14 protein-coding genes are annotated in these 19,267 nt (G+C 61.6%); 7 read left to right on the top strand and 7 right to left on the bottom strand.

All coding sequences use genetic code 11. The features are described 5' to 3' along the window. Positions 1 to 3: 3 nt before the first annotated feature. From LJ360_RS18430 to pilG, 7 genes are all read right to left on the bottom strand, one after another. The gene (locus LJ360_RS18430) at positions 4 to 1,062 is read right to left on the bottom strand and encodes a chemotaxis protein CheB (protein WP_264994697.1); all 1,059 of its coding nucleotides are present in this window, start codon (positions 1,060 to 1,062) and stop codon (positions 4 to 6) included. Then, positions 1,062 to 8,774, bottom strand: a complete 7,713-nt coding sequence (locus tag LJ360_RS18425) for an Hpt domain-containing protein (RefSeq protein WP_264994696.1) — start codon at positions 8,772 to 8,774, stop codon at positions 1,062 to 1,064. Before LJ360_RS18425 ends, LJ360_RS18430 begins: the two co-directional genes overlap by 1 nt. 11 nt (positions 8,775 to 8,785) lie before the next feature. Beyond that, positions 8,786 to 9,685, bottom strand: coding sequence for a CheR family methyltransferase (locus tag LJ360_RS18420; protein ID WP_091852020.1), 900 nt, complete (start codon positions 9,683 to 9,685; stop codon positions 8,786 to 8,788). Between the two features lie 28 nt (positions 9,686 to 9,713). Further along, entirely contained in the window at positions 9,714 to 11,789 is a 2,076-nt protein-coding gene (locus tag LJ360_RS18415; protein WP_264994695.1) for a methyl-accepting chemotaxis protein, read from the bottom strand. A gap of 82 nt (positions 11,790 to 11,871) precedes the next feature. Next, positions 11,872 to 12,417 carry a chemotaxis protein CheW gene (locus tag LJ360_RS18410; RefSeq protein WP_091852012.1) on the bottom strand — a complete coding sequence of 182 codons (546 nt, stop codon included), beginning with the start codon at positions 12,415 to 12,417 and terminating at the stop codon, positions 11,872 to 11,874. Between the two features lie 22 nt (positions 12,418 to 12,439). Next, entirely contained in the window at positions 12,440 to 12,802 is a 363-nt protein-coding gene (gene pilH / locus LJ360_RS18405; protein ID WP_091852208.1) for a twitching motility response regulator PilH, read from the bottom strand. Between the two features lie 32 nt (positions 12,803 to 12,834). Next, positions 12,835 to 13,227, bottom strand: a complete 393-nt coding sequence (gene pilG, locus LJ360_RS18400; RefSeq protein WP_091852009.1) for a twitching motility response regulator PilG — start codon at positions 13,225 to 13,227, stop codon at positions 12,835 to 12,837. A 308-nt stretch (positions 13,228 to 13,535) separates the two neighbouring features. Between pilG and gshB the strand changes: the two genes are divergently transcribed. Genes gshB through LJ360_RS18365 form a run of 7 tightly spaced genes read left to right on the top strand, consistent with a single transcriptional unit; the run spans position 13,536 to position 19,224 of the window. Next, positions 13,536 to 14,483 (top strand): glutathione synthase, encoded by a 948-nt coding sequence (gene gshB, locus LJ360_RS18395; protein ID WP_091852006.1) that lies wholly within the window; start codon positions 13,536 to 13,538, stop codon positions 14,481 to 14,483. 41 nt (positions 14,484 to 14,524) lie between these two features. Further along, a complete protein-coding gene (locus LJ360_RS18390; protein ID WP_091852003.1) occupies positions 14,525 to 15,388 on the top strand; it encodes an energy transducer TonB in 864 nt (287 codons plus the stop codon). Beyond that, a complete protein-coding gene (locus LJ360_RS18385; protein ID WP_091852000.1) occupies positions 15,385 to 15,951 on the top strand; it encodes a YqgE/AlgH family protein in 567 nt (188 codons plus the stop codon). The genes LJ360_RS18390 and LJ360_RS18385 overlap by 4 nt, the downstream gene beginning before the upstream one ends. Next, positions 15,944 to 16,405: a Holliday junction resolvase RuvX gene (gene ruvX / locus LJ360_RS18380; protein WP_091851997.1), complete on the top strand. Its 462-nt coding sequence runs from the start codon at positions 15,944 to 15,946 to the stop codon at positions 16,403 to 16,405. The genes LJ360_RS18385 and ruvX overlap by 8 nt, the downstream gene beginning before the upstream one ends. A gap of 7 nt (positions 16,406 to 16,412) precedes the next feature. Next, entirely contained in the window at positions 16,413 to 16,922 is a 510-nt protein-coding gene (pyrR, locus tag LJ360_RS18375) for a bifunctional pyr operon transcriptional regulator/uracil phosphoribosyltransferase PyrR (protein ID WP_264994694.1), read from the top strand. Continuing rightward, a complete protein-coding gene (locus LJ360_RS18370) occupies positions 16,919 to 17,959 on the top strand; it encodes an aspartate carbamoyltransferase catalytic subunit (RefSeq protein ID WP_264994693.1) in 1,041 nt (346 codons plus the stop codon). The genes pyrR and LJ360_RS18370 overlap by 4 nt, the downstream gene beginning before the upstream one ends. Then, the gene (locus tag LJ360_RS18365; protein WP_264994692.1) at positions 17,956 to 19,224 is read left to right on the top strand and encodes a dihydroorotase; all 1,269 of its coding nucleotides are present in this window, start codon (positions 17,956 to 17,958) and stop codon (positions 19,222 to 19,224) included. The genes LJ360_RS18370 and LJ360_RS18365 overlap by 4 nt, the downstream gene beginning before the upstream one ends. Positions 19,225 to 19,267 lie beyond the last annotated feature (43 nt).

The following is a 19,267-nucleotide window of genomic DNA, read 5'->3' as shown; positions in this document are numbered from 1 at the left end:
TCCTCAGGTTACATCCTGCGACGTTGTCTGTTTCACCAGGGCTGCGTCGGCCAGCGTTCGTACCAGTGCCCGGGCCAGCTCCTGCGGCGAACCGGAGTAGCTGGTACAGCCCGTGCCGGCAACGGCCTCAGGCATGGCACTGTTGGCACAGGTGTCACTGGCCTGTACCCAGATTTGGCTGCCGAAGGCCCTCAGCATGGGCGCCGCGACAGCCCCGTCATTTCCCATGCCGGAAAACAGGATGGCATGGCAGCGACCCCGGAAATGATCGCCAAAGTTCAGCAGGACCTGGTCGATGGAGGGGCCATAGGGGCCAGGCCAGGGTCGGTCTTTTTCGGTCAGGGCGCCATCGGCGGTCAGGCCCCACTCCTTGTCCACCGGTATAACGGTCACCCTGCCACAGGCGATGCGCATGCCTTCCTGCGCCCGTTGGAGCCGGTAGTGGGCGTGGCGGCCCAGCACCCGGGCCAGCACATCGGTAAAGTTGCCGTCGATATGCTGGGCGTACACAAAGCCCACCGGCAATCCGGGTGGCAGGTGATCAAGGAAGCACTTCACTGCCGCTGGGCCGCCCAGCGAGGCTCCCAGTATCCAGATCTCCTCCGCCTGCTGCCCTGGTTGGGCCGGGATGATCCAGGTGGGCAACTCGACATCCATGCCACTGGTCGGGAGTGAAGGCTGCTCGGCGAGCTCCGCCAGGTCCTCTCCGGACTCCGTCTGTTCCAGCGGGCCGAGCTGCTTTTCCAGCTTTTCCAGCAGCCGTCGTTCCCAGCGGACAAAGTCCCGGCTGCCGGGCCTGGGCGCTGGATCGATACCGAACAGGATGGGAGCGTCGGTATGGTCCAGCAGGTGGTCGAACAGCTGCGGGTGGTCCGCTTCGTCCTCCAGGGTAATCAGCCAGAGGTTGGCTTCCGGTAAGGCCTCGTAGCCCAGTACACGCTCCGGCGAGCCGGAAAACCCCGGGCGTAGCCCGAAACGACCTGTCGTTTCCTGCAGACGGTGGCGCTGCAACACATCATCAGAGACGATGGCTACAGCTGGTCGCTCGCCGTCCGTGGTCATCAACGCCCTCCGTTTACAGGCTCTTCGCTGGTCAGGCGCTCGATTGTGTCAAGCAGCTCGGTTTCCTGGAATGGCTTGCCCAGATATTCGTTGACCCCCAGCGCCAGGGCGCGATCACGGTGCTTGGCGCCGGTACGGGAGGTGATCATGCAGATCGGCACTTCCCGAAGGTCGTCATCGTGGCGCACGAAGCTGGCTACCTCGAAGCCGTCCATCCGGGGCATTTCGATATCCAGCAGGATGATGTCCGGCTTGTGATCCTGTAGCTGGGCAACGGCATCAAGGCCATCCTTCGCGGTGACCACTTCCATGCCGTTACGTTCCAGCAGGCGCGAGGTGACCTTGCGCACAGTCACCGAGTCGTCCACCACCATAACCAGGGTGGGCCGGTCTTCCCGGTATTGTTGTTGCTGCGCGGCCTGAGCGGCCAGGCGCTGTCGCTCGGACAGGATATCGGAGCGGATCATGGCCGGCAGGTCCAGAATCACCACGACATTACCATCACCCAGGATGGTGGCACCGGATACCCCGCGCACAGAGCTGAACTGGGGCCCGAGGGATTTTACGACGATTTCCCGGCTACCCAGCAGGCTGTCTACCTGCAGGGCCATGGGCTGCTCGGAGCCCCTCACCAGGATTACCGGCAACGGCAGCGCCTGGCCCTGCAATTTGGGGCGGTGGTCGCTGTGGAGCAGGCCGCCCAGGTACTGCAGGCGGTACTGCTGGCCGGCGTACTCGTAGAGGGGCGCGTCCGGCTGGTAATACTCTTCCAGCTCCCAGGTGCTGACCCGCACGATACCTTCGATGGTGTTCAGCGGGATCGCATAGAAGTCCTCGCCGGTAGAAACCATCAGCGCCCGGTTGACCGATACCGTAAACGGCAGTCGCACGGTAAAGGTGGTTCCGTGGCCCACCTGTGAGTCAATGTCCAGGCTGCCACCGAGCTGCTTGATCTCGCTGGCGACCACGTCCATGCCCACGCCCCGGCCGGAAATCTGGGTAACCGCCTCGGCCGTGGAGAAGCCCGGCTGCAGGATAAATTGCAGGATTTCCCGCTCGCTGAGGTCTTCGTGCTCGCCCAGAAGGCGCCGCTCGATGGCCTTTCGACGGATAACCGCGCTGGGAATGCCTGCGCCGTCGTCGGTCATGCGCAACACCACTTCGCCACCTTCACGGCTCAGGCTCAGAGTCACCTGACCGGTTTCCGGCTTGCCGACCCTGGCCCGGTCCGACGGAGTCTCGATGCCGTGGTCCAGGGCGTTCCGGAGCATGTGCTCAAGAGGGGCCACCATGCGCTCCAGAATGTTGCGGTCGAGCTCGTCTTCCGCGTTGCGGACGTCGAATTCCACCTTCTTGTCCAGCTCGCCGCTGATCTGCCGGACGATCCGTCGAAGCCTGGGCACCATGGAGGCGAACGGGATCATCCGGGTCTTCATCAGACCTTCCTGCAGCTCGGTGTTGATCCGGGACTGCTGCACCAGCAGGGTGTCGGTGTCCCTCACCCGGTCAGACATGGTTTCCCGCAGGTCAGCAAGGTCAGAGGCGGATTCGCTCAGGGCCCGGGACAGCTGCTGGATCGACGAATAACGATCCATTTCCAGCGGGTCGAAGTCGTCACCGTAGTCCGGGCCATGCTCCTGCTCAGCGCGGAACAGGATCTGGGCCTCGGTCTCGATGTCCATTCGCCTCAACTGCTCTCGCAGACGGTCAATGGTGGCTGCCATTTCGTCCAGGGTATGGCCGAAATCACTGTTCTGCTGTTCCAGCCGGCCACGGGTAATACTGGTTTCACCCGCCAGGTTAACCAGCTCGTCCAGCAAGGGGGCAGAGACGCGGATGGTTTCCTGTGCTGCCCTTGCACTGTCCTTGCGGCGCTTCTCTATGGCCTTGCGGGCTGTTTGTGGCTTGCTGACGACCGGTGCCGATTCGGCACTGGCGGACGGCCCACGGTATTCGCCCGCCCTGGACTGGTCGCTACTGACCGGGGTGGCAAGGTCCGGCGCCTGGCTGGCCAGGTAGTTCTCGAAGTTCTCACGAATCCTGGCGACAGACGCTATCAATGCATCGTGGTGTTCGGTGATTTTCTTCCAGTCGTCCTGGGCGGGGGGCTGGTCTCCCAGTTCGGTGAGCATCGCCTCGAACTCGTGGGACAGGTCCCCGAGCCTGGGTTGGCGAGACAGGCGGGCGCCACCCTTGAGGGTGTGCAGGGCACGCTGGGCCTCGTGGCTGAAGTTCTGGCTTTCCGGTTCCTGGCGCCAGTCGGCCAGCAGCTGTTCCAGCTGGTCCAGAATTTCCCCGGCTTCCTCCAGGAAAATCTCCAGTACTTCGGTGTCGGGCTTATCGTCGTCGGCAGTGGCCGATTCCGGGGTCGCGTCCTCTTCTTCGTCCAGGTGACTGGCCGCCTCCTGCAGCAGGCGCAAAAGGCCGGTGTCCGGTTGCGGCCGGTTGCCTTCCTCAAGCTGCTCGAGCATGGCCTTGAGGCCCGCGTTCGCCCTTTCGCTGAGGGTCAGCACCAGCGGTTGGTTGCCGGAACCTTCCAGCAGAGGGCCGAGTGCATCAGACCAGGCTTCGGCCAGGTCTGCTACTGCGTCCATATCGGCCAATCGCGCTCCGCCCTTGAGGCTATGGAGCTCCTGCTGAAGCTGGGTAATCCCCGTGAGCTGCTCCGGATCCTCTCGCCACTGGGACAGGCTTTCCTCGATGGATTCGCTGATGTCCAGGCCTTCCTCGAGGAACATGCCCGTGAGTTCATCAGCGGTGAGTTCCGGAGCCTCTTCGCTGAGTTCGGCTTCCGGGACTTCGGCCTGATCGGGCGCGGCAGTCTCCGGCTGTGTGGCTGCGGTGTCGACGTCCGCTCTTTGAGTGACTGCGCCGGCCGGTTCCCCATTGATAATAGCCTGTACCTGATTGATCAGTCCCGTCGCCCGGGCACAGGGCCGGGCTGTCGCAATCTCATCCACCATGCCCGCGAGCCGGTCGTGGCAGGCAAACAGCAGGTCGAGCATCCCGGCGCTGGCCTCGATGCGGCCGTCCGCGACCCGTTCAAAAAGGTCTTCCAGCACGTGGGTGAGGTCCGCGATGGGGTCGACGCCAGCCATGCGGGCACTGCCCTTGAGGGTGTGCACATCTCGCTGCAGCTCGCTTGCGAGGGAGCTGTCCGCCGGGTTCTCACTCCAGCTGTGCAGGGCGCTGCCGGTGGAATTGATCAGGTCGTAGGCTTCTTCCAGGAAGATCGCCACCAGCTCCTGATCCAGGTGGGAAAGGTCATAGGTTTCGCCGGATTCTTCCGGGGGGACCTGTTCGGCTGCCGCTGAGCTGGCGACCTGGCCGGAATCGCCGGCACCATCGTCGAGGTCCTCGTGGAGCTGTTCGAGTTCGTTGCCGAGATCGCTGATATCCAGCTCCGGCAGCTCCTCGTCGCCGGCTTCAAGGTCAGCAGGCCCGGCAGTGTCAGTCGGCTCGGCGGGCTCGCCCTGCTGTACCGGCTGTTCAGGACCGTCACCGGGCTGCTCGGCGGACTCCCCGTCCGGGGGCGTGAGGTCACTGGCTCCCGGAATCCGTGTGACCGGACGCTCACCGTTGGCGTTATCCATATAATGCCGGATGTCTGCTTCCAGGTCCGGGGCCGGACGGGGAGAGTCACCGGCGGCAAGGGCGTCGACCATGCTTGCAAGGCGGTCGTGACAACGGAACAGCAGGTCCGAGAGTTCCTCGGTGACACCGAGGCGATGTTCGGCGAGGCCTTCAAACAGGGTTTCCAGCTCATGGGCCAGGTCGCCGATGGGCTGGACGCCTGCCAGGCGGGCGCCACCCTTGAGGGTGTGCAGATCCCGTTGCAGCAAACGCAGCATTTCACTGTTGTCGGACCGGGACTGCCAGTCTTCAAGGGCATCGGCGGTGCTGGCAATCAGGTCCTGGGCCTCCTCCAGGAAGATCTCGGCCAGCTCGTCATCCATGCCATCGTCGGTGTCGGGGGTGCTTGTGTCTGATTCCGCTTCACCGGCCGGCAGGTCGTAACCTTCATAGTCGATCTCTTCGGGCTCGTCGACATCAGGTTCCGGTGTGGACAATGAGTCCGCCAGTACCTCGAGTTCGGTAAGCAGGGTCTGGTCCGGCTGTGTGGCCAGGCCCGCGGCGACCTGGTCCATCAGGTTGATTAGGTGCTCATGGGCTGATTGAACGGTTTCCATGAACCAGTCGTCAGGACCTTCGGGATGTGCCAGTGCGTTGTGATAGACCTGTGTCAGGGCGCGGGTGAGCTCAGCCACATCCACCAGTCCGGCATCCCGGGCACCGGAAGCAAGCTGCCCCAGTTCATGGGAGAGCCGGCCAATGTCGCTGGTCTGCGACGGGGTCGCCGCCCAGTCCTGAACAATCCGGTCAGCATCCAGCAGTACATCCAGGCCATCGTTGAGGAACAGCGTCACCAGCTGGCTGTCGGTGCTGCCGGCCGCCTCTTCGTCGTCGGGGTCACGGCGTCCAAGGGTACGGGCAGAGACTGCGGCCAGTTGCTCAAGATAGGAGTCCGTGCCAGGCAGTGGCTGTTGCGGCGTGCTGTCAAGCTGGTCGAGACCCTGCTTGAGGAACTCGCAGCATTGATGGATCAGGGCGATGACGTCGCTGTCGGCACGACGGTTTTCGGCCCGGGCCTGCTTGACGAACTGCTCCAGTGGGGTGACGACCCGTGCAATGGGTTCGATGGCAGCAGTGTTGGCGCTGCCTTTCAGAGTATGCAGGGCGCGGGAAACCTGGTCCGTATAGGCGACACTGCTGCGTCCGCCGGTATCCTCAAGGAAGGCTTCCAGGGCAGCCAGGTGCGTCCGGGCTTCGCTCTCGAAAATCTCAACCAGTATCGGGTCCACCAGGTCTTCGCTGCTTTCCGCTGCTTCCACAGCGGCGTCAGGGGCCCCTGTACCCGCCTCGGGCTCCGGTGTTGGCTGTACATCTTCAGGAGCTTCGTGGTCCGCTTCCTGGTCGGTTTCGGGCATTGCCCGGGTGCCCGGAATTTCGCCGTTCGCCAGCGCGGTCGCCTGCTCCTGCAGGGGGGTGGTATCCACTGAGGGCGCGCGGCGCTGTTCGAAATCAGTGACCAGGGACGGAATGGTGTCGGTAACCTCCCGCAGTAATCCGGCAATGTCGTCGTTCATGAATACGGTGCCGTCGATGAGGCGGTTAAGCATGTTCTCGACGGACCAGGCCAGTTCTCCGACGACGCTGGCCCCGACCATGCGGCCACTACCCTTGAGCGTGTGGAATGCACGCCGAACCTCGGCAAGGGCGCTACGATCGTCATACTGGCGAAGCAGCATGGGGAGGTATTCATTGATGGTTCCGAGTACCTCTCCGGCTTCTTCGACAAAGATCTCGATAATTTCATCATCGATCAGATCATCGTTGTCGAAACCGCTGTCGGTGGTGCTCAGACTTTCACGCTGGCTGGCCGGTGCCGGGGTGGCATCCTCATCAGAGCCACTTACCTGTGTGTCTGTTGCCTCAATCGGCGCGCCCGCTTCGCTGTGGCTGGTCTTGCGGGTATCGGCCATGGCCTCTGCCCGCTGGATCAGTGTATCCACGTCGCCGGTTACGTCTCCGTTGCGGAATTCCTCGATGAGCGAGGGGACACGGTTGTTGACGTCGTCCACCAGGGCAAACAGGTCTTCGGTGGGACGCAGGGTCTGGTCGAGCACCCGGTTGAGGAGGTTTTCGATGGACCAGGCCAGCTCACCAATGCTGGTGGCGCCTACCAGTCGGCCGCTGCCCTTGAGGGTATGGTAGGCACGGCGTACTTCCGTGAGTGCTTCGCGATCATCGTGGTCCTGGCGAAGGCGAGGGTACCAGGTGTTGATGGTAGCCATGACTTCGCCGGCTTCTTCGACAAAGATTTCCAGGATTTCGTCGTCCACCAGCTCCATGTCGGAGTGCTTGGCGGTCTGCACCGGCGCTTCCGGCGGCGCTTCTTCGGCGCTGGTGGGCGACGGGGCAGCGTCAGTGTCCGCTTCAACCCAGGTGGGCTCGGCGCCAGGGGGGAAGCCAAGGGTGCGGAGGCTTTCCTCTGCAACCCGAAGCACGGATTCATTGTCACGGATGCCGTCTGTGAGGCGCTCCAGGTAATACTCGATACTGGTAATGGTGTCTGCCAGGGTATCGAGCTGTTTCCAGTCCGGGATACGTTTGCGCTCCAGCAATACCTGCTGGATGTAATCGCGCACTGCGGCCAGTATCAGGGCTGGCCGCTCCAGGGGAATGACCTTGAGGCCACCCTCGATGCTCGAGAGCATTTCGGGTACATGTTCGATTTCCCGCGGATCCCACTGAGACGCGATGAAGTTGACCACCGCGCTCTTGACCTGTTCCAGGGCGTTGCGGGATTCCCGGAGCAGGGCATTGTGGGCGTCACCGAGCTCCTGGCGGCCGGGGCCGGTTGACTCGTCTTCTTCGCTGCTGGTTTCGCCGTCCGGGGCCAGGTGGCGGTCCCGGTCAATACCGGACAGGGTGGCTTCGACATAGAGCAGCGCCCCTGCGATGTCCAGCAGGGTGCCATCATCCACGGTGTCACTCTGGCCAAGGAGCTTGTCCACTACATCGAGTTGTTCACCGATGATACGGCGTGGGTTACCCAGGCCGAGCACGGCGAGGGTATTGGCTACCTGGCGAAGGCCCGGCAACAGTTCTTCGAGATCCTGGTTCTGGCGGTTCTGATCGCGCACGAACAAGTCGAGCTGGTCCTTCAGGCGGGCAACTTCCTCGTTCAGCGCCAGCACGACTGAGTGAATAGCTTCCCGGCCCGGGCCGCTGCTGCTGTCAAAGCTGCCGCCTGTGGGCATCGCCTGCTCAAGGCCGTAGCGGTCGCGAATGTCAGAAATATAGGCAGACGTGGCTTCGTGGGCCTGGGCTATGTAGTAGAGCAGGTTGCGGAACAGGGTTTCCGGCACTGGCTGACGCAGGATGTCGTCTGGCTCCCGGGTCAGACGATCGATTTCGTCGTCCAGCTCTTTGAGCAGGGCATGGGTGGCCGGTGTCAGCTCGTTGATATTCTGCTCAAGCGTCTCGATAAAGCCACCGGTGGCGCGCCACAGTTGCTCACGGGGCGTGCCGGTGCACAGCTTGACCAGGCGCTGGATCACCTTTTGCAGGTTGTCGTACAGAGCGTTGTTGTCCTTGCCGGGGACAATGCTGTTCACGGCACGGTGGAACATCTGTCCCAGCTTGCCGACGTTGGCCAGGATCTTGGGGTCCTGCAGCAGGCGGGCAACCCTGGGCGAGGCCTCGAAGCGGGCCTGGGCCATGTCTGGCCGGAACAGTGACAGATCGGAAAGCAGACCCTCCCCGCGCGCAGCCCGCAGGTCGTTGAGCAGGGGCAGGAGAGTCAGGGGCAGGTCGTCAGCGCTGCTGCGAAGTCCTTCCAGGTAGCGAGGCAGGCGGAGAATGGCCTCCATCAGGCTGTCCAGGGCCTGGTCGGTGTCGACTACCTCACCCTTGAGCACGCTCTGGGTAAGTTTTTCCATTTCCTCGGTGAGCAGGGCGGCACCCTGCAGTTCGACCATCTGGAGGGTACCGTTTACCTGGTGCAGGTAATTGAGGCAGAAGCGCAGGCGCGCCGTGTCTTCACGGTTCTCGACATAGGCCTCAAGCGCCTGCTGGCTCTGCGTCAGTGTTTGTTCTATTTCGCCACGAACCCAGTCCAGGGCGATACTGTCATGGTTGTTGCCCATAACCACTCCGGTTATTCGTCGTCTGACTGGCGGCGAATCCACGCCAGCACATGTTCCGAGGGAACCCGCTGCATTCCCGGCGGTTGCCAGCCGGTGATCTCACCCTGCCCCAGCACCAACAGGCCGCCGGGGGCCAGGTGTTCCGCCAGCCTTGTCACGATCTCCCGCCGTCGCCAGCGACGGAAATAGATCAGCAGGTTCTGGCAGAAAATGATGTTCATCCCGTGCATGGGGGCCCGCTTCAGGTCCAGCACATTAAGCCGGGTGAAACAGACACGCTCGCGAATGCTTTCTGCAATTTCCGCACTGTTACGGGCTCCTGCCCGGAAATACCGCTGACGGAGGCTGTCATCCATGCCGTTCAGGCGCCTGGGGTTGAAAAGCCCCTGTTGCGCCTTGTCCAGGGCCGGCTTGCTGATGTCAGAACCGGTCACTCCGTACAGTGGTGGCAGCTTTAGCTGCGCCATACACTCGTTCAGCAGGATCGCCAGGGTATAGGCTTCCTCGCCGGTGGAGCAGCCCACGCTCCACGCCTCAAGCGGGCGATGTCGCAGTTGCTCCCGTGGCCGGGTCATCACATAGTCTGACACCAGCCGGAACGCATCCCCATCCCGGAAAAACCTTGTTTCCTGGACGGTAAGCCGGTCCACCAGGGTGGACCATTCCACGACGGCTTCCGGTCCGGCCACAATCTTTTCGTAATAGGCCTGGAAACTGCCGCATCCGATCTCCCGCATGCGGATACCAATGTTGGTTTCCAGGAAGGACTTGCGCTCAGGGGCCAGGGCCATGCCGGTCCGGTGTTCCAGCAGGGTTTTCCACTGGTGGAACTGCGCCTCGTCCATGTCAGGGAGCGGGCGCAGCGCCCAGTGTTCGGAGCCGGGTGACAGGTTGCGGGGTGCTTCAGCCATAAACCCTCATCGCCCCTGGCAACGGTGGTCAGCTGACCACCGGTACGTTGTCTTCTTCGCGCTCCATGGCATCGACCTGGTCTTCTTCCGGCAGGGTAAAGCCGGCAACCGAAGACCTCAGCTCGGATGCCATCTCGGCCAGGTTTCCGATAGACCGCGCGGTGGCGTTGGTACCGGAAGAGGTCTGGGAGGTGATTTCCTGGATGACGTTCATGGTGTTGGAAATGTGCGCCGCCGACGACGCCTGCTGGCGTGCAGCGTTGGAGATGTTCTGGATCAGCTCCGCCAGGCTCATGGATACGTTTTCGATTTCCTCCAGGGCAACACCTGCGTCCTGTGCCAGGCGTGCACCGCGGACCACCTCGGCGGTGGTGTGTTCCATGGAGATAACCGCTTCGTTGGTATCCGACTGGATGGTTTTAACCAGGGCTTCAATCTGCTTGGTCGCTGCAGAGGAGCGTTCCGCCAGGCGCTGGACCTCGTCCGCAACCACCGCGAAGCCCCGGCCTGCGTCACCGGCCATAGAGGCCTGGATAGCGGCGTTAAGGGACAGGATGTTGGTCTGGTCGGCGATGTCATTGATCAGCGATACGATGTCACCGATTTCCTGGGAAGACTCACCCAGTCGTTTGATCCGCTTGGAGGTTTCCTGGATCTGCTCGCGGATGTTGTCCATGCCGCGGATGGTGTTCTGTACCACTTCCGCGCCTTTCTTGGCGATGGCAACCGAGCGCTCCGCAACCGCGGTGGACTCGGCGGCGTTGGAGGATACCTGGTCGATGGACACCGCCATCTCATTGACCGCGGCAGAGGCACCGGCAATTTCCTGGGCCTGGTGCTCGGACGCGTCTGCCAGCTGCATGGCCGTGGACTGGGATTCCTGGGCAGCGGAGGCAACCCGTACTGCCGTACCCCGGATAGCCTGTACCAGGCCGCGCATCTGGTCGATGGCGTAGTTGATGGAGTCAGCGATGGCGCCGGTGAAGTCCTCGGTTACCGTGGCCTCGGTAGTCAGGTCACCGTCCGCCAGGTCAGCCAGTTCGTCCAGCAGTCGCAGGATCGCGTTCTGGTTCTGTTCGTTCTGGGCCTGGGTCTGGGCCAGGCGCTCCTGGGCGGCGCGGTACAGCACCACACCGATGGCCACAACCGTGGCCACCATCAGGGCGAGGATCAGGTACGCCAGTAGTGGGCTGATCACGCGGGACCCAGCCTGGTCGGCAAAGCGATCCGCCAGGGTGGAGATTTCCTGCAGAAGTAGCTGGGAGTTCTGGAAGATATCGTTGGAGGCGTTACGGACGCTGTAGAGGTCGGGAGAGGCCTCCAGAATCGCGTCAATGTTCTGGGAGACGTACTGGAACAGCTCCTGTACCGCTTCCAGGCCGTAGCGGGCCTCTTCGATATTGATGCGGGAAATGCTCATGGCCGGGTTGCCCTGCAGCTGACCCTGGAGCACGCGGCCAAATTCAGTGGCGTCGCGGCCGAAACGGTCGGCAGCGACTACCGCGTCTTCCTCGCCGGAGAGAACGCTGTTCACCGCCCGGGCAATACGCTCGGCCAGCAACGACTGCCGCTGGGCGAGGGCAACCTGGTCTGCCGGGGCATTGTTGTCCAGCAGGACGGAGACGATATCCCGGTATTCCACCTGAAGGCGGGGAATGGTCTCGTTGAGCGTGCTGGCAACCTCATGCAGGCCAAGTACTTCCTCTCGGGTGTTTACAATGCTGTCGGCGCTGTCACGAACGGTATCCCAGTAAGGCTGAACCTGGCTGTCAGCTGCCAGGTCACTGGCCGGGAGGCCGGTTTGCGGGTTACCTTCCAGGATGTAACCCCATAGTTCCGCAAACTCGTTGCGGCTGCCTTGCAGTCGGGTAAACGCTTCCTCGTTACCATCGGCCGCCTCTGTGGCGTTACTGGTGATTTCCTGCGAAAGTACCCGCAGCTCACCGGTGTAGGCAATGTACTCCTGGTCGTTACGGCTGTCCTGGTTGATAATGAACAGCACGACAACGAGCAGCACGGTAAGTGCTATCAGCACTGCGATCAGGCCGGCAACAAACCTGTTGGCGCCCTGTCCCATGCTGAATCTTCCGGCTTTGTTTTTCATCTTTGGCTCCCGGCCTCTCTTCTTTTTGGCAAATAGGTTTCGGAGGGTAAGTCGGCCAGCAGTGCCGGCACGGCCGTAAACATTACCACTGTGACACATCCAGGAAGCGCTCATCATCGATTAGCGCAAAAGTTGAGAACACGTTCCAGATTTCGTCGTCACGGACATAGCCGCCCTGCACAAAGGGGCTCACGGCTTCATGGATGTTTTCTGACCGGGACACAAAACTGTCCTCGGCGAAATACTGCATACCGGCGACATCATCCACCACCAGGCCGGTGAATATGTCGTCCTGTTCCACCACCAGCACCCGCCGGTCACGGTTGCTGCGGGCGCTCCGCGGCAAGCCAAAGAACTGGGCAAGGTCGATCAGTGGGAGCAGGCGACCACGAACGTTCGCCACCCCGAGCATAAAAGGATGAACCCCTGGCACATGGGTGAAGCGGGGGAGGTGGAGGATTTCGACTACTTCGCCCATCGGAGCAACAAAGCGCTGGCCGGCCAGCATGAAGCCGATACCGTTCCAGAGGGTCACCGCTTCCTGCTGTTCGGGCAGGCCGGCAGCCAGGGACCGGCTTCGCCGGGCAATATCCGTCAGTACGGCAAAGGGTGTGGCCTGGGCAGACATGCTTACTCCAAGGGACGGTTGTTCAGGACACGAGGCTGTTGATGGTGTTGATCAGGTCACTCTCGTTTACCGGCTTGACCAGGTAGCCCTTGGCGCCCTGACGGGTGCCCCAGACGCGATCGGTTTCCTGGTCCTTGGTGGTCACGATTACCACCGGGATGGAGGCGGTTTCCGGTGCGCGAGTCAGTTGTCGTGTGGCCTGGAAACCGTTCAGTCCGGGCATGACTACGTCCATCAGCACAAGGTCGGGGTTCTCGGCCCGGGCCATGGCAACGCCATCAGCACCGTTGTCGGCGGTCAGGACTTCGTGCTTGTGCTTTTCCAGAATGGTAGAAATTTTCTTGATTTCGGTGGGGGAGTCGTCAACGATCAGAATGCGGGCCATGTTATCCTCGGTGGTTCTCTTGTAGGGCGGATTCACTGTTCCGCCTGGGGAACATACTGGCGAATCGTGTTAAGCAGCTCGTCCTTGCTGAACGGTTTGGTCAGATACTGGTCTGACCCGACAATACGCCCCTTGGCCTTGTCAAACAGCCCGTCCTTACTCGACAGCATGATAACGGGTGTCTTGCGGAATGCGGAGTTGTTCTTGATCAGGGCGCAGGTCTGATAGCCATCCAGTCGTGGCATCATGATGTCCACGAAAATGATATCGGGGTGGGAGTCGGCTATTTTCGCGAGCGCATCAAATCCGTCCGTCGCGGTGATTACCTCGCAGCCCACTTTTTTGAGCAGCGTTTCTGCGGTGCGACGAATGGTCTTGCTGTCGTCAATCACCATGATTTTCAGATTTTCGAAGTTGTCATCCATTGTGCAACTGCCTTGCGCTCTGCGAGTGTCGGAGTTCAGAGATTGGCTTTTTTAACACACAAATTGAAGGTGTTCTATCAAGCCCCTCTATTTATAGGTTATTCGTGACGTGCAACAAAGTTTCAGTTTGTGTCGTATTGTACAGAGTCACAAAATTGCCGGACCGGAACGACAGAATTTCGGCGCAGACGGATCGCAGGTGCATTCCGGCGCCCGGTACAATACCATCATGCTGCAGCATAGCACCGTTTCATCAGTATGCTCTGTAGACGGGTTCCTGTTTTTCGTCAATTGACCGGAGAGGCACAATGACACTCAGAATCGGCGTGGTGATGGATCCGATCCAGGATATTTCGTTCAAGAAGGATACTTCACTGGCCATGCTCTGGGCTGCCCGGCAGCGAGGGTGGGAGGTGGCCTATATGGAGCTCCCGGACCTTTATATGAAAGGCGGCCAGGCACGGGCGCGGGTACGCTCCCTGGACGTCCGGATGGATCCGGCGCACTGGTATACCTTCGGTCACGAGGACGATATTGCCCTGGGTGAGTTGGACGCCATCCTGATGCGCAAGGATCCGCCGGTAGACCGGGAGTTCCTGATGGCCACCCACATTCTCGAGGCGGCGGAAAGGCAGGGTGCGCTGGTCGTGAACCCGACCCAGGCCCTGCGGGACTGTAACGAGAAGCTGTTTGCCACGCAGTTTGAAGACTGCACGCCGCCCCTGATTGTTACCCGCTCAGCCGAACGCTTGCGGGAATTCTACCGTGAGCATGGAGACGTGATCATGAAGCCGGTGGACGGTATGGGCGGCAAGTCCATCTTTCGGGTCCGTGAAAACGACTTCAACCTGGGGGTGATCATTGAAACCCTCACCAACGACGGCCAGCACCAGTGTATGGCCCAGAAGTACATCCCGGAGATTACCGAGGGCGACAAGCGCATACTGCTGATCGAGGGTGAGCCGGTACCCTATGCCCTCGCGCGGATACCGTCTGTCGGGGAGAATCGAGGCAACCTGGCAGCCGGCGGTCGCGGTGAGGGGCGGGAACTCACCGCCCGTGATCGGGAAATCTGTGACCGCGTTGCCCCGGTGTTGAAAGAGAAGAATCTGATCTTCGTTGGCATCGATGTGATCGGCGATTATCTCACCGAGATCAATGTCACCAGTCCCACCTGCGTGCGGGAGCTGGATGCGGCCTTCGGTATCGATATTGCGGGCCAGCTCATGGATGCCATCGAGCGTCGTCTGGGATAATAGCCCGATCCCCTGAGTCAGAAACCCCGGAAGTGGCAGGAATGGCAGCACAGGTCACGGCGAACGATCGCCTGATGTTTACTTTGTTCATGGCGCTCGCGCTGCATGCAGTCGTCTTGCTGGGGGTGACGTTCGCCCCGGAAGAGCCCGCCACCAGCGCATCCACCATGGAAATCACCCTGTCCCGCTTCAACGATGAGCAGGCACCGGAAGAAGCTGATTTCCTGGCGGCCACCAACCAGCAGGGCAGTGGCGAGGCCGAGGAAAAGCTCGAACAGACCACCCCGGAGGTCGCAGAGGTCAACGCCCGTGAAGTGGCGCCGGTGCAGCCGGAGCCGCCGACGGTAACCGAGCGCCAGCCACAGGCAGAGCGAAAGGTGGTGCAGGCCCGGGCTGAGTCTGACGCTACCGTGACCCGCGAAGACCGTGAGGAGCCGCCGGAAGAGACTCTGCCGGTTGCGGAAAAGAAGAGCCTGATGGAGCGAAGCCTGGAGATCGCCAGCCTGGAAGCGCGCCTGGACGCCCAGAAACAGGCCTACGCCCGCCGGCCTCGGGTCACCCGGGTAACCGCTGCGTCTACCCTGCAGTCCTCCAATGCCTGGTACGTTCGCAGCTGGGTCGACAAGGTGACCCGGGTGGGCAACAGCAACTACCCGGAAGAGGCCCGCAATCGGGGTATCTACGGTGACCTGCGTTTGCTGGTATCCTTGCGCAAGGATGGCACCATAAAGGAAGTCAGTATTCTCGAATCCTCCGGCAGCACCGTCCTGGATGATGCCGCCATCCGCATTATCCGCCTGGCAGCGCCGTTCGCACCTTTCCCGGAGGAAATGCGTGAGAAAACAGATGAGCTTGAAATCATACGTACCTGGTCATTCCAGCGCCGGGGGCTGTCGTCCGGATGAGTGAGCACCAGCAGCCCCTGCAGAATCTCAAGGATCACTTTCTCGTGGCCTCGCCCTGGCTTGGCGACCCCAACTTCCATGGCGGTATTGTCTACATCTGTGACCATGGTGACGACGGTACCTTTGGCTTGCTGATCAACCAGCCCCTGGATGTCTCTCTTGGGGAAATTCTCGAGCAGTTGGACATGGACGGTGGGCACCTGGAGGTGCCGGTATTTGCCGGCGGCCCGGTTCAGCAGGAGCGGGGCTTCGTGTTGCACCCGCCCGGTGGCGACTGGCAGAGTTCAGTCGCGGTCAGTGATTGTATCCAGGTTACTACCTCCCGGGATATCCTCCAGGCCATCGGTAATGACGCGGGCCCGGAGCGCTACCTGGTCGCCCTTGGTTACGCAGGCTGGAGTGCCGGCCAGCTGGAAGAAGAGCTGGCCGGTAATGCCTGGCTGGCCTGCCCCGCCAGTGATGTCCTGTTGTTCGATACCCCCTGGCAGGACCGTTACAAATCAGTGCTGGCCCGGATGGGCATCGACCCCGGCCAGCTGGATCAGTCGGTGGGCCATGCCTGAGGCAGGCCAGAGGGGTAGTCGCGGCCAGCAGGTTCTCGCCTTCGATTTCGGCCTGCGGCGTATTGGCGTCGCCTTCGGTCAGTCGTTACTGGGTACCGCAGGTCCGGTGGCCATGATTCCCGCCCGTGATGGCGTGCCCGACTGGCAACAGGTCGAAGCCCTGCTGGCAGAATGGCAGCCTGACCTGGTGGTGGTTGGTCTGCCCCTGAATATGGACGGAACTGAAAGCGATATGTGTGCCCGGGCGCGCAAGTTCGGCAAGCGAATCCATGGGCGCTTCCACCTGCCGGTGGAGATGATGGACGAGCGCCTGAGCAGCTTCGAGGCCAAGGATGCGGTACTGGCCAGGGGCGGTAGCAGTGACTTCGGTCGCCATGGCGTGGATGACCTGGCCGCTGTGCTGATCCTGGAAAGCTGGTTCAATCACCAGCAGGACTCATCAACGGGAGAATGACGCCGTCATGACTGATTTACCTGCCGTTCCCGCCCTGCTTGATCGTCTTGAGCAAGGGCTTCGTCACTATCTGAATGAACGGGGCATCAAACGCCCGTTGCTTGTGGGCATCCGCACGGGCGGCGTCTGGGTGGCAAGCGAACTTCATCAGCGCCTGGGGCTTGAGGAGCCTTGCGGTGAGCTGGATATCTCTTTTTACCGGGATGATTTCAGCCGCATCGGGCTTAACCCCCGGGTTACCCCATCCCACCTGCCCTTCGAAACTGAAGACCGCGACCTGGTGCTGGTGGATGATGTGGTCATGAGCGGGCGGACCATCCGTGCCGCCATGAACGAACTGTTTGACTATGGCCGGCCCAGCTCCATCTCACTGGTTGCGTTGCTGGACATGGGCGGCCGTGAACTGCCGGTGCAGCCGGATGTCTGCGGCGAACGTCTGAATCTGCCGCCGACCCAACGGGTCAAGCTGGTGGGCCCTGAACCGCTGACCATTGAGATCCGGGAGGTGAAGGCATGACTGAGCTGGCCCCCACTTCCCTCAGCGCCCACGACAAGGCCTCCCGTAATCTCCAGCTGACTGCGGATGGCCAGTTGCGGCACTTTATAACTCTGGACGGCCTGGACAGGGCCATGCTGACTGACATCCTCGATACGGCGGACTCCTTTATCGAGGTAGGCGAGCGCACCATCAAGAAGGTGCCTCTGCTACGGGGGCGGACGGTGGTCAACCTGTTCTTCGAATCCAGCACTCGCACCCGCAGCACCTTTGAATTGGCAGCCAAGCGCCTGTCGGCCGACGTGCTCAACCTGGACATCAATACCTCTGCCACATCCAAGGGCGAGTCCTTGTCGGATACCCTACTCAACCTGGAGGCCATGGCCAGCGACATGTTTGTAGTGCGTCATTCGCAAAGCGGCGCACCCCACTTTATCGCCGAGTCGGTGACTCCCGGCGTGGCTATCATCAACGCCGGTGACGGCCGACATGCACACCCGACCCAGGCGATGCTGGACATGCTGACCATAAGGCAGAACAAGCAGCAGTTTGAGGGTCTGAAAGTGGCCATTGTGGGGGATATCCTGCACTCCCGGGTAGCCCGGTCCCAGATTCGCGCGCTACAGACCCTTGGGGCCGAGGAGGTGCGGCTGATTGCGCCGGGTACCCTGCTGCCGGCAGATGTGGACAGCCTGGGTTGTACGGTGGAATACGACATGAGAAAAGGCATGGCAGACCTGGATGTGGTGATCATGCTGCGCCTTCAGAAAGAGCGGATGGAGGGCGCCTTGCTGCCGAGTGAGCGTGAGTTCTACCGACTGTACGGGCTCGATACTGACAAGCTGGCCCTGGCCAGGCCGGACTGCATAGTAATGCATCCGGGGCCGATTAACCGCGGTGTGGAAATTGAGTCAGCCGTGGCGGATGGCCCCCAGTCGGTGATTCTCAATCAGGTCACCAATGGTATAGCGATCAGGATGGCGGTGATGTCCATGGCTATGAGTGGACAGGTAGCCGAGCGTACCAGCCGCTCCCGCCAGCAGGGAGGTGAGCAATGAGTGCCAGCCTGCTGATCCATAACGCACGCCTGCCGGGGGAAGAAACCACGGTGGACCTGTTCGTCCGTGACGGGATTATTCGCACCATGGACGAAGCCGCGATCACCGAAGCTGCCGACACGGTGATCGATGCCAGTGGCCTGATCCTGCTGCCAGGGTTTGTGGACCTTTGCTGCAACCTTCGTGAGCCTGGCAATGGCCAGAAGGGCAATATAGCTTCGGAAACCCGGGCTGCGGCACGGGGCGGGTTCACCACCGTGTGTGCATCACCGGACACCTCACCGGTTAACGACTCCGGGGCGGTAACCAACCTGATTCGGGACGTGGCTCGCAGTTCGGCGCCGATCAGGGTGCTGCCGGTCGGCGCTGCAACCCGGGGTCTGGCAGGCGAGTTGCTCAGCGACATGGTAGGCCTCAGCAATGCCGGCTGTGTGGCTTTCAGCAATGGTACCCATGCCATGGCAAATGCCCGCATCCTGCGCCGATGCATGGCCTATGCCCGTACCTTTGACCTGACCCTGATGCTGCAGCCTGTGAATCAGGCGCTGGCTGCCGACGGCTATGCCCATGACGGCAAGGTGGCTGCCCGCCTGGGACTGCTGGGCGTGCCGGAAGTGGCAGAAACCGCTTCGGTCATGGAAATGCTGCTGCTGGCGGAGGAAACCGGCGTGCGCCTTCACCTGGGGCAGCTCTCCTGTGCTCGCAGCGTGGAGATGGTTGCCGAGGCCAGGATGCGGGGGGTATCGGTTACCGCCGACGTAGCGATGCACCAGTTACTTTTCACCGAGGAAGCCCTGTCCGGCTTCGACAGCCGCTACCATGTGGTGCCACCGTTACGCACAGAGTCTGATCGCAAGGCCCTGCTCAAAGGTGTCGAAGACGGCACGGTTGACGCCATCGTCAGCCAGCACCAGCCACACGACTCCGCTGCCAAGCAGGCACCTCTGGGCGTGACCGAGCCGGGTATGTCCACGATTGAGAGTGTGTTTTCGCTGGGGCTGTCACTCGTGGCGCAAGGCGAGCTCTCGTTGAAAGCCTTGCTGCGGGCATTGACTGAGGGTCCGGCTACCGTTATCAAACAGGCTTCGGACCTTGCCTCAGGTGGTGCGGCGAATTTCAGCCTCTGGCGCCTCGATGATACCTGGCAGGCTGGCCCGCAAACCCTGCTGTCCCGGGGATTCCACGTGCCTGCGCCTGGCAGGGACCTGAAGGGCGTCATCCACTGGAATATCTGTGACGGGAAAGTGGCATACCGGAGGTCCTGACAGGTTGCGGGACTACCTGCCGACCGTCAGGGGGGCAGCAGAA

This window comes from Marinobacter sp. AN1 (assembly GCF_026013985.1).
GTDB classification, from domain to species: domain Bacteria; phylum Pseudomonadota; class Gammaproteobacteria; order Pseudomonadales; family Oleiphilaceae; genus Marinobacter; species Marinobacter segnicrescens.
Note: the sequence above shows the minus strand (reverse complement) of the source record. Positions and strands in the feature narration are given on the sequence as shown.

What these genes read in the sequence shown, in the direction of transcription:
- LJ360_RS18370 (WP_264994693.1), top strand. Translation starts at nt 16,919, where the DNA reads ATGACTGAGCTGGCCCCCACTTCCCTCAGCGCCCACGACAAGGCCTCC.
- LJ360_RS18390 (WP_091852003.1), top strand. Translation starts at nt 14,525, where the DNA reads ATGGCAGCACAGGTCACGGCGAACGATCGCCTGATGTTTACTTTGTTC.
- LJ360_RS18385 (WP_091852000.1), top strand. Translation starts at nt 15,385, where the DNA reads ATGAGTGAGCACCAGCAGCCCCTGCAGAATCTCAAGGATCACTTTCTC.
- pilG (WP_091852009.1), bottom strand. Translation starts at nt 13,227, where the DNA reads ATGGATGACAACTTCGAAAATCTGAAAATCATGGTGATTGACGACAGC.
- pyrR (WP_264994694.1), top strand. Translation starts at nt 16,413, where the DNA reads ATGACTGATTTACCTGCCGTTCCCGCCCTGCTTGATCGTCTTGAGCAA.
- LJ360_RS18425 (WP_264994696.1), bottom strand. Translation starts at nt 8,774, where the DNA reads ATGGGCAACAACCATGACAGTATCGCCCTGGACTGGGTTCGTGGCGAA.
- LJ360_RS18430 (WP_264994697.1), bottom strand. Translation starts at nt 1,062, where the DNA reads ATGACCACGGACGGCGAGCGACCAGCTGTAGCCATCGTCTCTGATGAT.
- LJ360_RS18415 (WP_264994695.1), bottom strand. Translation starts at nt 11,789, where the DNA reads ATGAAAAACAAAGCCGGAAGATTCAGCATGGGACAGGGCGCCAACAGG.
- LJ360_RS18410 (WP_091852012.1), bottom strand. Translation starts at nt 12,417, where the DNA reads ATGTCTGCCCAGGCCACACCCTTTGCCGTACTGACGGATATTGCCCGG.
- LJ360_RS18420 (WP_091852020.1), bottom strand. Translation starts at nt 9,685, where the DNA reads ATGGCTGAAGCACCCCGCAACCTGTCACCCGGCTCCGAACACTGGGCG.
- ruvX (WP_091851997.1), top strand. Translation starts at nt 15,944, where the DNA reads ATGCCTGAGGCAGGCCAGAGGGGTAGTCGCGGCCAGCAGGTTCTCGCC.
- LJ360_RS18365 (WP_264994692.1), top strand. Translation starts at nt 17,956, where the DNA reads ATGAGTGCCAGCCTGCTGATCCATAACGCACGCCTGCCGGGGGAAGAA.
- pilH (WP_091852208.1), bottom strand. Translation starts at nt 12,802, where the DNA reads ATGGCCCGCATTCTGATCGTTGACGACTCCCCCACCGAAATCAAGAAA.
- gshB (WP_091852006.1), top strand. Translation starts at nt 13,536, where the DNA reads ATGACACTCAGAATCGGCGTGGTGATGGATCCGATCCAGGATATTTCG.